10 protein-coding genes and 1 pseudogene are annotated in these 15,456 nt (G+C 72.5%); 3 read left to right on the top strand and 8 right to left on the bottom strand.

From position 1 onward, the window contains the following. The 5 genes from QMG73_RS38760 to QMG73_RS38740 all read right to left on the bottom strand — a co-directional run bounded on the left by QMG73_RS38760 (window position 1) and on the right by QMG73_RS38740 (window position 5,410). A complete protein-coding gene (locus QMG73_RS38760; protein ID WP_281904123.1) occupies window positions 1–1,353 on the bottom strand; it encodes a Gfo/Idh/MocA family oxidoreductase in 1,353 nt (450 codons plus the stop codon). Window positions 1,354–1,355: 2 nt separating this feature from the next. Beyond that, entirely contained in the window at window positions 1,356–2,183 is an 828-nt protein-coding gene (locus tag QMG73_RS38755) for a carbohydrate ABC transporter permease (RefSeq protein WP_281904016.1), read from the bottom strand. Beyond that, entirely contained in the window at window positions 2,173–3,120 is a 948-nt protein-coding gene (locus QMG73_RS38750; RefSeq protein ID WP_281904015.1) for a carbohydrate ABC transporter permease, read from the bottom strand. The genes QMG73_RS38755 and QMG73_RS38750 overlap by 11 nt, the downstream gene beginning before the upstream one ends. Further along, complete coding sequence (locus tag QMG73_RS38745) at window positions 3,117–4,394, bottom strand: ABC transporter substrate-binding protein (RefSeq protein ID WP_281904014.1); 1,278 nt, start codon at window positions 4,392–4,394, stop codon at window positions 3,117–3,119. The genes QMG73_RS38750 and QMG73_RS38745 overlap by 4 nt, the downstream gene beginning before the upstream one ends. 131 nt (window positions 4,395–4,525) lie before the next feature. Further along, window positions 4,526–5,410 (bottom strand): LysR family transcriptional regulator, encoded by an 885-nt coding sequence (locus tag QMG73_RS38740; protein WP_281904012.1) that lies wholly within the window; start codon window positions 5,408–5,410, stop codon window positions 4,526–4,528. A gap of 91 nt (window positions 5,411–5,501) precedes the next feature. Here QMG73_RS38740 and QMG73_RS38735 point away from each other — a divergent pair, with 91 nt between their 5' ends. Continuing rightward, a complete protein-coding gene (locus QMG73_RS38735) occupies window positions 5,502–5,858 on the top strand; it encodes a YybH family protein (protein WP_281904121.1) in 357 nt (118 codons plus the stop codon). A gap of 19 nt (window positions 5,859–5,877) precedes the next feature. Here QMG73_RS38735 and QMG73_RS38730 read toward each other — a convergent pair whose 3' ends face one another. The 3 genes and pseudogenes from QMG73_RS38730 to QMG73_RS38720 form a co-directional block, all read right to left on the bottom strand. Beyond that, complete coding sequence (locus QMG73_RS38730) at window positions 5,878–6,222, bottom strand: alpha/beta fold hydrolase (protein ID WP_281904120.1); 345 nt, start codon at window positions 6,220–6,222, stop codon at window positions 5,878–5,880. A 1,501-nt stretch (window positions 6,223–7,723) separates the two neighbouring features. Continuing rightward, window positions 7,724–8,158, bottom strand: a pseudogene (locus QMG73_RS38725) (ATP-binding protein); the annotation flags it as partial. Window positions 8,159–8,179: 21 nt separating this feature from the next. After that, window positions 8,180–10,018 carry a serine/threonine protein kinase gene (locus QMG73_RS38720; protein ID WP_281904009.1) on the bottom strand — a complete coding sequence of 613 codons (1,839 nt, stop codon included), beginning with the start codon at window positions 10,016–10,018 and terminating at the stop codon, window positions 8,180–8,182. A 192-nt stretch (window positions 10,019–10,210) separates the two neighbouring features. Between QMG73_RS38720 and QMG73_RS38715 the strand changes: the two genes are divergently transcribed. After that, window positions 10,211–12,058 (top strand): phosphatase PAP2 family protein, encoded by a 1,848-nt coding sequence (locus tag QMG73_RS38715; protein WP_281904007.1) that lies wholly within the window; start codon window positions 10,211–10,213, stop codon window positions 12,056–12,058. A gap of 25 nt (window positions 12,059–12,083) precedes the next feature. Next, window positions 12,084–15,047, top strand: coding sequence for an AfsR/SARP family transcriptional regulator (locus QMG73_RS38710; RefSeq protein ID WP_281904005.1), 2,964 nt, complete (start codon window positions 12,084–12,086; stop codon window positions 15,045–15,047). Window positions 15,048–15,456: the final 409 nt, after the last annotated feature.

Below are 15,456 nucleotides of genomic sequence, written 5' to 3'. Positions count from 1 at the left end.
TCAACTCTCCCCCGTCAGCGGCAGCCCCAGGTCCGCCACGTACACAGCCTGCCCGGTGCGCAGCGACTCGTTGCCGGCCACCCCCACGAGCACGCTGGCGGCACCGTCCACATAGCCCGCCTGCCGGCTCAGCGGGTCACCGTCTGGTCCACGGAACACGTCGTCGAGAAGCATCGTGTCGCCGCCGCCATGGCCGCCGGTGCCGCTCGGGATCGGTACCTCCTCCGCCGCCTCCCAGTGGCGTTGCAGCAGCAGTCGGGCCCCGCGCGGCCGCGAACCGGCACTGGCGACCACCGCCGCGGCGCTGGGGTCGACGACGGCCGTGGCGGCGCCGATCGACGCGCCGGCCGAGGCCCTCGCGACGTGGCCGCGCTCGACGACGTCGAGCTCGATGCGACCGGCGGTGCCGTTGACCGCGACCCGGTACCCCTCCCAGGGGCTGTGCGCGTGCAGCGTGTACGCCATCGAGGCGCCCCGCCGGTAGCCGACCACGACGCTGAGGTTGTCTTCGATGGTGATGCCGCCGGAGAACACGTCCCGGTCCCGGATGTACCCGTCCAGGTGCTCGCCCGCGTGGTACAGCTCGCGCAGCTTGCCGTCGGCGGTGATGTCCAAAGTGAACGGATCGGCCGGGTCGGCGGCGTCGCGGCTACGCTCCGGACGCGGCCCGAGCCCCCGGCGCGCGGCGTTGTCGGCGCCGTAGAAGCGCAGCCCGCCGCGCGCGAACACCACCTCGGGCAGGTCGGCGAGCCACCAGTTGACCAGGTCGAAGTGGTGGCTGGCCTTGTGCACCAGCAGCCCGCCCGACGTGGCCTTGTCGCGGTGCCACCGGCGGAAGTAGTCGGCGCCGTGCACGGTGTCGAGGCACCACTCGAACGCCACCGACGTGACCTCGCCGATCGCGCCGTCGGCGATGAGCCGGCGCACCAGCGTGTTGCGCGGCGAGTACCGGTAGTTGAAGGTGACGGTGAGCCGCCCCGCGCCGGGCGCCGCGAGCGCGTCGTGGATCTGCCGCAGCCCCGCCAGGTCGGTCGTCATGGGCTTCTCCACGACGGCGTCGGCGCCGGACCGCAACGCCGCGCTCACATACCCGGCGTGCGTGGCGTCCGGCGAGGTCACCACGACGACGTCGGGCCGCTCCCGGGCGAGCATCTGGTCGAAGTCACCGGCGGCGTAGTGCGGCACCGCGAGGTCCGGCCGCGTGCGCGCGACGACCCGGTCGTGGTACGCCATCCGCACCTCGTTGGTGTCGCAGAACGCGACCGGGTACCCGGCGTCGGCGTGCGAGCCGAGCAGCGCGCCCAGGTACATCTGGGCCCGCGAGCCGGTGCCCACGAACGCGTACCGTCTCATGCTCACTTGAGTCCCGTCGTCGCGATGCCCTTGACCAGGTACTTCTGGCCGGCGATGAAGAACCCGATGACCGGTGCCAGCGACAGGAACGACATCGCGAACATCTGGCCCCACTGCGACTGCCCCTCGGAGTCGATGAACTGCCGCAGCGCCAGCGGCACCGTGTAGAGCTCGGAGTCGGTCAGGTAGATGAGCGGGCCGAAGAACTCGTTCCACACCGAGATGAACGTGAAGATGGCGGTCGTGGCGAACGCCGGCATGCACAGCGGCATGATGACGCTCCAGAAGGTACGGAACGGCCCGCAGCCGTCCATTCGGGCGGCGTCGTCGAGCTCGCTCGGCAGCGACCGCATGAACTGCACCATCAGGAAAATGTAGAACGCGTTGGTGGCGAGGAAGTTCGGCACCAGCAGCGGGTAGTACGTGTTGATCCAGTCGAGCTTGGCGAACACGATGTACTGCGGCACGAGCAGCACGTGACCGGGCAGCATCATGGTGCCGAGCATCAGCGCGAAGAAGAGCTTGCGACCGGTGAAGTTGAGCCGGGCGAACCCGTACGCCGCCAGCGAGCACGACACCAGGTTGCCGATGATGCTCAGCACGACGATGACCAGCGAGTTGACGAAGTAGACGGTGAACGGGTGCTCCAGCGCCGTCCAGCCGTCCGGATAGTTGCCGAGGTCCCAGTTGGACGGCCACAGCGACAGGTCGGTGAACACGTCGCGGCTGGGCTTGAGCGAGCTGGAGACCATCCACAGCAACGGGTACATCATGACCGCGCCGAGCACGCAGAGCACGACGTGTCTCGCGAAGCGCCTTCTAGTTGTCATAGAACACCCAATACTTGGCGGCCAGGAAGTTCAGCGCGGTGAACGCCGCGATGATCACCAGCAGCACCCATGCCATCGCCGACGCGTATCCCATGTGGAACTGCGAGAAGCCCTGCTGGTACAGGTAGAGGTTGTAGAAGATGGTGGAGTCCGCCGGGCCGCCGGTGCCGCCGCTCATGATGAAGCCCTGCGTGAACGTCTGGAACGACGAGATCAGGGACTGGATCAGGTTGAAGAAGATGATGGGGCTCAGCAGCGGCAGGGTGATCGAGCGGAACTGCCGCCACCGCGAGGCCCCGTCGACGGCGGCGGCCTCGTAGTACATGGTGGGAATCTGCCGCAGGCCGGCCAGGAAGATCACCATCGGCGAGCCGAACGTCCAGATGTGCAGGATGATCAGCGTGGTCAGGGCGTAGTCGGGGTCGGTGGTCCACCCTGGACCGTCGATGCCGAACCAGCCCAGGAAGCCGTTGACGATGCCGTCGAAGCCGAAGATGTACTTCCACAGCAGGACGATCGCGACGCTCCCGCCGAGCAGCGACGGCAGGTAGAACACCGCCCGGTAGACCGGCAGGCCCTTGATGCCCTGGTTCAGCATCATCGCCACGCCGAGCGCCACCACCAGCGACAGCGGCACCGACACGAAGGTGTAGATGAAGGTGACCTTCAACGACTGGCGCAGCAGCGGATCGTCGAGCATCTCCCGGAAGTTGCCGAGACCGATCCACTGTGGAGCGTTGAGGAGGTTGTAGTCGGTGAAGGCCAGGTACAGCGAGGCGAAGAACGGGATGACGGTGAACAGCATCCCGATGAACCACGGCAGCAGGAACAGGTAGCCGGCGCGGTCCTTGCGCCGCTTGGCCCGCCGCCGCGGCGCGGCCGGGACGTCACGCGCGACGACCCCGGCCGGCAACCCGGTCGTGGTACCCGACGTCACTTGCCGAGCGCCTTCCGGCCGGCGTCGAGGAACGCCTTCGCGGCCTGCTGCGGCGTCTGCCGCTTGAACTCGACCTCCGTCGCGATCGACTCCAGGCTGGACTGGATCTTGCTGGAGCCCGGCGGGTACGTGTACGAGCGCGGCAGCTTCTCGCCCTGCAGGCCGATCAGGTAGTCGGTGGCGAGCTGGTCGTCCGGCGTGAGGCTCGGCTTGAGCTCCTCGGCGATCTTCGAGCTGGCCGGGACGCCCCGGGTCGTGCCGGTGGCCTTCGACGCATCGATGTCGTTGACCAGGAAGTTGAGCAGCTTCAGCGCCTCGGCCTGGTGCTTGGACGCGGACGCGACCGACCACAGGTGGGGGCAGTCGACGGACTGGCCGCGCCGCCGGGCCTGGGTCTCGCCGGGGATGCGGAGCAGGGCCAGGTTGCCGCCGGCGGCCTCCTTGTAGACAAGGAAGTTGTTCGTCGGGATGATCTGGGACGCGATCGACCCCTTCGCCAGGTACGACGCCGCGGCCGAGGCACCCACGTCCTCGATGAACCCGGCCGGTGGCATCGCGCCGCTGGCCCGCATCTGGTTGAACAGGTCGAACCAAGCAACCATGGTGGCCTCGGTGACGCCCAGCGCGCCGTCGGCGGTGTAGAAGTCCTCGCCCTGCTGGCGGACGAAGACGATGAGGTTTGCCAGCGTCGCGGCGTCGAAGTGGGTGCCGTACACCTTCTTGCCGCTGGCCTTGGTGACCGCCTGCGAGAACGTGCTCAGGTCGGCCCAGCTCCACGTGTTGCCGTCGGGGATCTGGACGCCGAACTTGTCGGTGAGCGTCTTGTTGATGACGAAGCCGATCGCGTTGAGGCCGGCCGGTACGCCATAGGTCTTGTCGCCGACGGCGGCCAGCGTGCGGGCGCCCTCGCTGAGCCCCGACAGGTCGACCGCGCCTGAGTGCGGGGTCAGATCCAGCAGCGCGCCGCGGTCGGCGTACTCGCGCACGCTGTCCATCCGCATCGCCATCAGGTCCGGCGCGTCGCCCGCGGCGAACCTGGTGGCGAGCTTGTCCTTGTACGGCCCGCTGTCCTGGTACTCGGTCTTGACGGTGATGCCGGGGTTCTTGCGCTGGAAGATGTCGAGGGCGGCCTGCGTCTTCTCGGCCCGCTTGGCGTCGCCCCACCAGACCATGTTGAGCTGGACGGTGCCGCCTTCCGGCTCGTCGTCGCCGCCGCCGAAGCCGCGGCCGCACGCCGACAGCCCGAGCCCGGCGAGACCGGCCAGACCGGCCATGCGGATGAGGTCCCTACGGTTAACGGATCTTGCGAGTCGATCGACCATGGGGGATGCGATCCCTTCCCGAGGAGTTGCTCCGCAGCAGGTTACGACCCGGTTTCGGTTTAGGTCAACCCATGAAACAAAACTCAGCGGGCATCGACGCCGAAGGCGCGGCGGGCGTGGGTCAGGAAGGCGCGCACCGCCGGGCCGGGCGCGGGCCGCCACCCGAAGGCCAGCAGCGTCGGCGACGCGACGTCCGCGATGACGCGGGCGGTGAGGCGGTCGCGGTACGCCTCCGACATGGACTCGCTGAGGATCCCCACGCCCAGGCCGCGCGCGGCGAGGTCGGCGATCGCGTCGGCGGCGCTTGCCTGTGCCGCGACCGCCGGCTCGCGGCCCTGGCGCGCGCACGCCGCGTCGAAGACGGTGCGCAGCCCGGTGCCGGGCGGCATGCACACGACCGGATGGGCGAGCACGTCGCGCAACCGCACCCGCGACCGCCCGGCCAGCGGATGCCCGGCCGGAAAGGCCGCGACGAGCCGCTCACTGACGATCGTCAGCGACTCCAGGCCGTCCGGGGGCGCCGCCGCGCCGACAAGAGCCAGATCAAGAGCGCCATCGTGTACTCCTGCGACAAGCAGGTCGGAGTTGTCCTCCCGTACCGAGATCTCCACGCCGGGATGCGCCTGACGGAACGCGGCGAGGGCGTCGAACAGGGGCGTGATCGTGCACCCGATCACCATGCCGACCGCGAGGCGGCCGCGCAGTACACCGGTCACCTCGCTCACGGCCTGCCGCACCGCACCGGCGGCGGCGAGCGCGGCGCGGGCGTGGTCCAGCGCCGCCTTGCCGGCGACCGTGAGCGTCACCGCGCGCGCCGACCGGTCGAACAGCTCCGCGCCCAACTCCCGCTCCAGCTGCCGGATCTGGGCGCTCACACCGGACTGGCTGATGTGCACGCGCGCGGCGGCGCGGGTGAAGTTTCGCTCCTCGGCGACGGCGACGAAGTACTCCAGGTGCCGAAGTTCCATAACTGGTGATTCTAGTTCGCATCCGAACTAGCTGTTGGACTCATGAGAGTGTGCGAGCGAGGCTGGAGGCATGACGGATTATGAGAAGGCTCTGCGCCCCGAGGACATCACCCGGCTGTTCGTCGAGCGGTCCAACGCCGGCGACGCGGCCGGTGTCGCCGCCCTGTACGAGGAGGGCGCGGTGCTGGCGTACCCGCCCGGCGGCCAGACGGTCGGCCGCGAGGCGATCCGCGCGCTGTGGGAGAAGGTGCTCGCGAACCGGCCGCACTTCGAGCCCGAGCAGCCCCTGCCGACGCTGGTCAACGGCGACATCGCGCTGACCTCCACGCCACCGCGCGACGGCGCCGGCGCCCGCGCCCAGGTCGTCCGCCGCCAGCCCGACGGCAGCTGGCTCCGCGTCCTCGACCAGCCCGAGTTCGTCACACCGGGCCGGGGTCCCGCCGAGTAGCTCGGCAGGACCCCGGAGGCTAGCGGGCCGCGGAGAGGATGACCGCTGTCGCCTGGTCGGGCTTGGAGATCATCGCGACGTGCGAGCTACGGACCTCGGTGACCCGCGCGCCGGCCCGCTGGGCCATGAAGCGCTGCGCGGCCGCCGGGATCAGCTGGTCGTCGCGGGCCACCAGGTACCACGACGGGATGCCCCGCCACGCGGGCGGGCCGGACGCCTGCTGCAGCGCGTTCGCGTCGGCCGGGCGCTGGGTGGCCGCCATGACCGCCGCCGTCGCCGCCGGCAGGTCGCCGGCGAAGACCTCGCGGAAGACCGCCTTCTTGACGTACGCGTCGTAGCTCGGGTTGCCGTCGGGGAGCGTGATCGGCCGCAGGTCGAGCGCGTCCAGCCCCAGCTTGGTACCCGGGAACTGGTACTGCAGGCCACCGACGGTGTCGCCGCCGGCCCCCTTCCCCGGTCTCGGCGGCGAGCAGGTCGGCCTCCGCGGCGAGCGTCCGCGCGGCCCGCGCGTCGCCGAGGTAGGCGGCGTTCATCGCGTGGCTGACGAGGGTCTTGCTGAGCACGCCGATCCGGCCCTGGGCGCGCAGGCCGGCCTCGGCGGTGGTCTGGAAGGCGATCGCGAGCGGGTTGGCGCCCAGCGCGGCCGCGCCCAGACCCAGGCTGCCTTCGTCGCGCGAGCTCAGGTCGCCGCCGGCCCGGAGCGCGTGCAGCCGCCGCAGCGCCCACGCGCCGCGCGCCACGGGCGCGATCGTGGCGAGGGTCGCCACGAGCCGCGGGTCGTCGGGATGCGCGGCGATGCCCTCGGCGGCTCGCACCAGCCGGTCGACCATCTCACCGTCCGGATTGGACCAGTAGACCCGCAGGCTGATGGCCAGCAACGAATCCAGCGCGGCGTCGGTGGCGCCGTCGCGGCACATCGCCTCGACCGCCTCGGCGAAAGCGGCCACGCGCCCGCTGCCGCTCCAGCCGGTGCCGAAGTAGATCTCCCTGAGCAGGCCGTAGAACGCCAGGTCGGCGGGGGCGAGCTCGCGCTCCCGCACCTCGCCGAGCAGCCGGCGCACGGTCGTGACGTCACCCTGGTCCATGGCCGCGTCCGCAGCGGACAGCAGCCGGCTGGCGCGCGCCACCGGGTCTTCGCTGAGCCGCACCGCGCGTTCGAAGGCGGCCAGCGCGATGCTGGCCGCCTGCCGGCGGTTCGCGCGCCGCGCCGCCTCGGTCAGCTCCCGGGCCAGCTTCTCGTCCGGGCCGCTCGCCGCGGCGGCCCGGTGCCAGAGTCGTCGCTCAGGATCGCCGGCCACCACGCCGGCCAGGGCCGCGTGCACCCTGCGGCGCTGCGCGGGGGTCGCACGCTGGTACAGGGCGGAGCGCAGCAACGGATGCCGGAAGCTGACCTGGAACCGGTCGTCGACCTGCACCAGCCGGGTCGTCACGGCGGGTTCGATGTCGTCGGGCCCGACCTCGGCGCGCTGCACCCGGCGGCACGCGTCGATCATCTCGTCGAGGTCGTCGCCGTCGTCGAGCGCGGCGACCAGCAGCAGCGCCTGCGTCGTCTCGGGCAGCTCGGCGACCAGGCCGGAGAAGGTGCGCTCCAGGCGGGTGCTCAGCGGCAGCCAGGACGGCAGCAGCGCCGCGCCGCCGGAGCGGACCGCCGCCTCGCCCAGCTCGACCAGGCCCAGCGGGTTGCCGGCCGCCTCGGCGAGTACCCGTTCGCGCAGCGCGGGCCGCAGCCCGGGCACCACCCGCGCGAGAAGGGCACCGGAGTCGGCGCGGTTCAACGGCTCCAGCCGCGTCTCCGGCAGGCCGGCGCCCGCGAGCCGGCGGTCGACGTCTTCACCGTCGCGCGCGGTCAGCACCATCGCGACCCGGTCGGACTCGAGGCGGCGCGCGATGAAGGCGACGGCCTCCCAGCTCGCCTCGTCGAGCCAGTGCGCGTCTTCGACGGCCACCAGCAGCGGCGTGTCACCGCCGGCCTCGCTGAGCAGGTCGAGCAGTGCCATCGCGGCCCGGTACGGCAGGGTGTCGGGGTCGTGCAGCAAGGCGGCCGCCGGTCCGCCGCGGTCGGGTGCGGTGCGCAGCAGCCGGTGCAGGCCCGCGAACGGGACGTGCACCTCCGCCTGTACGCCCGCCGTGCTCAGCACCCGCATCCCGTACCTGCCGGCGCGCGCGACGGCGTGCTCCAGCAGCGCCGATTTCCCGATGCCGGCCTCGCCGCGCAGCACCAGCGCGCCGCCCGCCCCATCGATCGCGGCCCGGAGCAGCTCGTCGACCGCCCGGAGCTCCCCGCGGCGCCCCAGAATCACCTGACCATCGTAGGGTCGTGATCATCGGCCGGTGATCGTGCGAACCTCCACATTGGTGAACGCCACACTGAACGGCGGCTGGTGCTCGGTGATTTCGGGATATATGCCCAGCACCACGCGACCCTCCGTGAACGTGGTGTCGCTCAGCTCGCCGATCCGGTAGCCGTCGCGGTCCAGGGCGATCGACGAGCCCCGCACGGTGATGGCGACCCGGGTCTTCGTGTCGAGCGGGATCGGGGTGGCGAACAGCATCGTGCGCAGTACCGTCACTTCCGCCGCGTCGTTGACGCCGTGGGTCGCCACGTAGAAGCCCTCCGGGCAGATCCGCGCGAGGTAGCCGGCGTTCTGCGCGAAGCGGAACCACATGCCCGCGCAGGTGCCCTCGGTGCGCAGCCGCACGTCGACGGAGAAGATGAAGTCGGTGAACGGGTCCATGGGGCCGCGGCACCGGTACGGGCCCTGCTTGCCGCGCGTGACGACGAGGCCGTCCTCGTAGTCGCAGGTGGCGAGCTGCCCCGGCTCCTCCCGGGTCGGCCACAGGCCCGGCTTGGTCAGCGGGTCCGCCATGACGACCTTGCTGGGCGGCGGGCTGACGATCGTCGGCGGCGCGGCCGGGGTACTCGGTGCGCCGCTCGGCGTCGAAGCCGTCGCCGACGGTGTGGCGCCGGCCGGCGGGCTTCCGGTCTTCTCCAGCGGGAGCACGCCCGCGGCGATGCCGGCCACGGTCAGCGAGGTCACGAGCACGGCGAGCGCCACCGCGACGACGGCGATCCGCCCGGCCCGGCCGCTTCGCGCCGGCGGCGGTGCCGGCACGGTGGGCGCCGGCGACACCGGCGTCTCGGCCTCGGTCGCGGGCCCGGCGGCCTCGGTCGCGCCGGCGGCGACATCCGCCAGGTACCCGGGCACGGCTACGGCCGTGAGATGGCGCGACGCGTGCGGCTCGGTGGCGGCCTGCGCCTCTTCGGCCGCGACCCGCAGGTCGGGTTGCCGATCCAGCGCCGCCGCCAGCTCCGGCGACCGGTCGGAGGTGGCGCCGAGCAGCAGGTCGAGCAGTTCGCGGGCGGTGGGCCGCTCGGTGGGCGTCTTGGCGAGCGCCCGCTCGACCAGGTCGCGGATGGGCGGCACCAGGCCGGTCAGGTTGGGCGGCTGGGTCAGGATGCGTGCCGCGATCACCGGTGGCGAGTCGGCGGCGAACGGGGTGCGGCCGGTGCCGGCGTACGCGACGACCGCGCCCCAGGCGAAGACGTCCGCCGCCTGCGTGACGTCGGTGCCGGAGTCGGGGCCGAAGCGCTCCGGCGCCATGTACGCCACGGTGCCGAGCATCTGGTGGGTGTCGGTGTGCCGGCTCGTGGGGTCGACGGCCCGCGCGATGCCGAAGTCGATGACCTTCGGGCTGCCCGGCGCCAGCAGCACGTTGCTGGGCTTGAGGTCGCGGTGGATGACGCCCGCGCCGTGGATCGCGGTCAGCGCGGTGGCCACCCCGATCGCGAAGCTGTGCAGGTTGGCCGGGCTGAGCGGGCCGCGCTCGCTGACGACGGTGGAGAGGCTGGGCGCGTCGACGTACTCCACGACGAGGTAGGGGCGCTCGTGGTCCGGGTCGGCGTCGAGCACCTCGGCGGTGCAGAACGGCGGCACCTGCCGGGCCCGGTTGACCTCGCTGCGGAACCGCCGCCGGAACTCGTCGTCGAGCACGTCGGCGCGCACCACCTTGAGCGCCACGAGCTTGCCGTCGGCGCCGCGCGCGAGGTACACGGTGCCCATGCCGCCCTCGCCGAGCCGCCCCAGCAGCTCGTAGCGGCCCAGCCGCGCGGGATCGCTCGGGCGCAGTGGCGCCGTGCGCGACCCAGCCTCGCCCTTCATGAAAGGTCACCCCGCTTGTGCGCGACCCCGGCCGGGCCGCCTCCCCGTCACACTCCGCGAAAGTGTGCCATTCCACCCACCGCTCGCGACAGTCCCCTGGTTCGTCCGGTTTTAGGCATGAGTTTGTAAGGACGTCTTTCCAAAGTCACCGCTACTCGGCTAGTGTCTCGTGCCCGGAGATGGGAGAACAGCATGATCGATCGTCGGCGCTTCCTGCGCACCACCCTCGGGGCCGCCACCGGCGTCGCGGCCGGCATCGCCGCCGGACCGCTGGTCAGCTCGGCGGCACGGGCCGAGTCGCTCAACGCCGCCGTCGCCGAGTCCGCGGCGCTGCTGCCGTTCGTCGACTGGTACCACACCAACGAGCTGCCCAACACCACGGCTGAGAACAACGCCGCGGTCGTCATCCTCAGCGGCATGCAGCGCGTGTGGAAGACCGGCAGTACGTGGGACAGCGGCGTCCCGGTCGACCATGACCTCCTGCGGGCCAACGTCGGGTACTGCGCCCTGGTCACCGCCAAGCGCACCGACGCCGAGGCGAAGCAGGCGTTCATCGTCGACCGGCAGCACCAGAGCTACTCGATGATCGCCGGCCTGGGACCGCTCGCCGAGCTGTACCGGACCGGCGCCAAGGCGGTCACCGGCATCACCAGCGCCCCCGACGGCACCCCGCCGACCACGATCAGCGACACCCTGCCGGCGGACGCCCCGCCCGGCTCCGCGCTCGGCTCCGGCGCCACCGACTCGGCCCTCGGTCTCGTCGCGCAGCTCGTCAACGCGGTACGCGGCCCGCACACGTCGAGCAACCCCAGCAAGTACGGCTACCAGTACCCGCGGCCCTGGCGGCTGAACCCCGACAGCGTGGTCGTCGACACCGGCGCCCTCGACGACCTGGGCTACCCGGTCTACGAGACCGACGTGATCGTGGCACCGCAACTGCTCCGCCAGCGCAGCAAGGCCCCGGTCGACGACGCCGGCTTCGTCAGCGGCCACACCAACGCCGTGTACCTGGCCGGGCTGGCCTACGCGTACGCGGTGCCGGAGCGCTTCCAGGAGCTGATGGCACACGCGGCCACCGAGGCGCACACCCGCATCGTCGCCGGCATGCACTCCCCTGTGGACGTCATCGGCGGGCGCATCCTCGGCACCGCGCTCGCCGCGGCGACGCTGTCGAACCCGGTGAACGCCGAGCTCAAGGCGGCCGCCCGCGCGCAGGCGCTGGAGTACTTCGCCGCGCAGACCGGCACCACCGACCTGTGGGCGTACGCGCACTCGTCCGGCCTGGACACCGACCCGTACGCGGACCGCGAGGCCAACCTCCGCGCGCTCACGCCCCGCATGACGTACATCCTGCCGCGCGAGGGCCGGCGCCGGGAGATGGTCGTCCCCAAGGGCGCCGAGGTGCTCCTGGAGACCCGCCAGCCGTACCTGTCGGCGGCCCAGCGCCGCGAGGTACTGCGCACGACCGCGCTGCCGTCCGGGTACGTGCTGCTCGACAGCCCGGAGCTGTGGGGCCGCCTGAACCTGTTCGCCGCCGCGGACGGCTACGGCGCCTTCGACTCCGCGGTCGACGTGACGCTCGACGCCGCGCTCGGCGGCTTCCACGCGGCCGACGCGTGGCGCAACGACATCGCCGGCTGCGGCGGGCTCACCAAGCGCGGCAGCGGCTCGCTGACGCTGTCGGGCGACAACCGGTACAGCGGCGGCACCACCATCGCGGCCGGCACCCTCGTCGCCGGCTCCCGGGACGCCCTGGGCCGCGGCAACGTGCACGTCGGCGCCGGCACCCTCGCGGTGACCGCCGGCACCGACGGCCGGCCCGCACTGGTGGTCGGCGGCGCGCTCACCCTGGCCCGCGAGAGCACGCTGGAGGTCCGGCTGGACCCCAAGCACGTTCCCGCGACCGGCCGCACCGTGCAGCTGATCCGGGCCGGCCGGGTCCGCGGCACGTTCGGCACCGTCCGCGTCACCGTTCCCGGCCTGCGCGCCCTGCCCGTCTACAGCAGCACCGGCGTGGCGATCCGCCTCTTCCCCGCGTAGCGCATCGCCATGTGAGGATGGCGCGGTGAGATTCGGACTGCTCGGCCCGCTGCTCGTCGAGGCGGCGGGCACGAGCGTTCCGGTGGCATCCGGCCGGCAGCGGGCGCTGCTGGCCGCTCTGCTGCTCCAGCCGGGGCAGGTCGTCTCCGCCGACACCCTCGTCCGCCACGTCTGGGGCGACGACCCGCCCGCCAACGCGCGCGCCGCGCTCCAGGTGCACATCTCGCGGCTGCGGCGCGCGCTCGACGGGCACGGCCCCGAACGGGTCGTCCACCGCCCACCCGGATACCTCATCGCGCTGGCGCCCGGCGACGAGCTCGACCTGGCCGAGTTCGACGCCGCGATAGCCGCGGCCGACGAGGCGGCGTCCACACGCGACACCGCCGCCGAGGTCGCGCACCTGGGCCGGGCGCTGGCGCTGTGGCGCGGGCCCGCGCTTCCGGACATCGAGTCGACCAGCGAGGTCGCCCAGCTACTGGACGAACGACACCTGAACGCCATCGAGCGCCGCGTCGACGCCGAGCTGTCGCTCGGCCGGCACGCGGAGGTGGTACCCGAGCTGCGTGCCCTGACCGCGCGCCATCCGCTGCGCGAACGCCTGTGGGCGCAGCTGATGCTGGCGCTGGCCGCCAGCGGCCAGCAGGCGGACGCGCTGTCGACCTACGACCGGGCCCGCAAGAGACTTGTCGCGGACCTCGGCGTGGAGCCGGGCGCCGAGCTCCGCGCGGCGCATCAGCGTGTACTGCGACCCGAGCGCGACCCGGCACCGGCGGTCGCCCCCGCACAGCTGCCCGCCGGCAGTCCCGCCTTCACCGGCCGCGGCACGTACCTGGACCGGCTCGACGCGGCCCGCGGCGCCACCGCGTCCACGGTCGGCGTGTGCGCGATCGTCGGCACCGCCGGGGTCGGCAAGACCGCGCTGGCTGTCCATTGGGGACACACCGCTCGGCGGCACTTCCCGGACGGGCAGCTCTACGTGAACATGCGCGGGTTCGCCACCACTCCCCCGGTGCCGCCGGCCGAGGCGCTCGCCGTGTTCCTCAGAGCGCTGGGCGTCCCACCCGAGCGGATACCGTCCGATGTGGACGAGGCGGCCGGACTCTTCCGCAGCCTGCTCGCCGGCAAGCGCGTCCTCGTCGTACTGGACAATGTGGCCGGTGCCAACCAGGTACGCCCGCTGATCCCCGGCAGCGCCGGCTGTTTCGTACTCGTCACCAGCCGCAACCACCTCTCCGGCCTGGTCGCCCGCGACGGCGCCGACCGGCTGGCCCTCGACACCATGCCGCCGGCCGAGGCGCGGGCGCTGCTCGTCCACACCCTGGGCGCGGCGCGGGTCGACGCCGACCCGCCCGCCGCGGCGGCGCTGGCGCAGGCGTGCGCGCACCTGCCGCTGGCGCTGCGCATCGTGGCCGCCAAGCTCGCCGACGAACCGCGGCGCGGCATCGCCGACCTCGCCGCCGCGCTCCGCGGCCCGGACGGCCTGGCGGCGCTGGAGCTGAACGGTGACAGCGCGGTCTGGTCGGCGTTCGAGCTGTCCGAGGCGACGCTCGCGCCGGCCGCCGCGCGCCTGTTCGCGTTGCTGGGGCTCGCGCCCACCGCCGACTTCACCGCGGCCACGGCCGGCGCGCTCACCGGCCTGACACCCGCGGAGGGTGGCCGCCTGCTGCGCACGCTCGCCGCCGCACACCTGCTCGACGAGGTCGGGCCCGGCCGGTTCGCCTGCCACGACCTGCTGCGCCGGTACGCCGTGAGCCGCGCCGAGGAGCGGTACGGCGAGCCGGAGCGGGCAGCGGCGGTGCGCCGCCTCATCGACTGGTACGTGCACACGACCGACGCGGCGGCGCAAGCGATGTATCCATATAGGATCCGCCTGCATCCGCCCACCCCGCCGGAGTCCACTTTCGACGATGTGTCCGCCGCGGCCGGCTGGCTGGACGACGAGGCCGACAATCTCGTTCTCGTTGCCCGGAGTGCCGCCGGGGGCGCGCACCGGCCGGCATCGTGGCTGCTCGCTGACATGCTGCGCGGCTACTACAGCGTGAGCGGCCGCCGGGCCGACTGGCTGTCCACAGGGGAAGCCGGCCTGCGCGCGGCCATCGCCGAGGGCGACCTGCGCGGCCAGGCCGCGATGCACTTGAACCTGGGCGCCGTCTACATGCGCGATGGCGCCGGCGAGCTGGCCCGCACCCACTTCGAGGAACTGCTCGACCTAGCCCGCCGGATAGCGTGGAGCGACGGTGAGGGCGCGGCGCTCGGCCTGCTCGGCAACGCGTACCGCCAGCTCGGCCGCACCGACCAGGCCGAACGGTACCTGCGCGACGCCTCCGAACACTTCGAGAAGATGGGCCAGATCCCACTGCTCGCCGGCAGCCTCGGCAACCTCGGGCTCGCCCTGCGCGAGCTGGGCCGGCTGTCCGAGGCGCACGACTGCCACGAGCGGGCGCTGGCGCTGTACCGGAAAATCGGCTCCCGGTACGGCGAGGCGATGGGGCTGGGCAACCTCGGCGAGATCTACCACGATCTGGGCGACAACGAGGCCGCCCTCGACCACCTCGTCCGCGCCCTCGACCTCCACCGCGAGGTCAGCGACCGCACCGGCGAGGCCGAGAGCCGGCGCATCCTCGCCACCGTCCACCGCGATGCCGGCCGCTACGACGAGGCGCTCGCCGACGGCCGGTACGCGCTCGCCTTCGCCCGCGAGACCGGCGTCCCCCAAGCCGAGACCGTAGCCCTGGAGACCGTGGCATCCATCCACCTGGCCACCGGCGACACCCGCACCGCCGCCGACCTGTACGAGCAGGCGCTAGCCCTGGCCGAAGACACCGGCGAGCGCTACCCAGCGGTCCAGGCTCGGCTGGGCCTGGCCCGAGCCCGCGCGGCTCTGGGCGAGGCGGCGTCCGCCGGCGAACTGGCAACGGAAGCCAACCGCCTAGCCACCGCCTACCACTACCCATTACTAGCCACCGAAGCCCAAACCCTCCTCCATTAACCCCGCCCCCACCCTCGCGCCTCCGCCGCGCCCGCCCCACCGCGCCCTCTCCCCGCCGATCAAGGGCGAATGCACGTGGTTCGATCTCTTTTCGGCGTGCATTCGCCCTTGATCCTTGCGAATGCCCTTGATCGGCGACGCCTCCGCCCCGCCGCGCGGCCAACTCGCGCCCTTCGCAGCGGCGATACCGGCGCATGGACCTCCGCCGGTCCGCAGCCGGCGCCTGCAGCTCTCTCTTCCGCGTGCGTTCGCCCTTGATCGATCGACATGGCCTTGATCGGCGCCACGCCAGCCTCCGCCGAGATGGCACGCTAGGGCGGAGCCGAAGCGCTCGAGTCGTCGTCGATCGGTGGCTCGTCAGCCGAAGCGCGAAGCGCCGGCCGCGGCAATCGCGAGACCGCGACGCCCG

Source organism: Phytohabitans aurantiacus, from assembly GCF_027923225.1.
In the GTDB taxonomy this organism is placed as follows: domain Bacteria; phylum Actinomycetota; class Actinomycetes; order Mycobacteriales; family Micromonosporaceae; genus Phytohabitans; species Phytohabitans aurantiacus.
The sequence above is the reverse complement of the archived record's forward strand: the minus strand, read 5'-3'. Positions and strand labels throughout refer to the sequence as shown.

Excerpts from the sequence above, each read along its gene's own strand:
- QMG73_RS38760 (WP_281904123.1), bottom strand. The coding sequence starts at position 1,353 with ATGAGACGGTACGCGTTCGTGGGCACCGGCTCGCGGGCCCAGATGTAC.
- QMG73_RS38755 (WP_281904016.1), bottom strand. The coding sequence starts at position 2,183 with ATGACAACTAGAAGGCGCTTCGCGAGACACGTCGTGCTCTGCGTGCTC.
- QMG73_RS38745 (WP_281904014.1), bottom strand. The coding sequence starts at position 4,394 with ATGGCCGGTCTGGCCGGTCTCGCCGGGCTCGGGCTGTCGGCGTGCGGC.
- QMG73_RS38740 (WP_281904012.1), bottom strand. The coding sequence starts at position 5,410 with ATGGAACTTCGGCACCTGGAGTACTTCGTCGCCGTCGCCGAGGAGCGA.
- QMG73_RS38720 (WP_281904009.1), bottom strand. The coding sequence starts at position 10,018 with ATGAAGGGCGAGGCTGGGTCGCGCACGGCGCCACTGCGCCCGAGCGAT.
- QMG73_RS38715 (WP_281904007.1), top strand. The coding sequence starts at position 10,211 with ATGATCGATCGTCGGCGCTTCCTGCGCACCACCCTCGGGGCCGCCACC.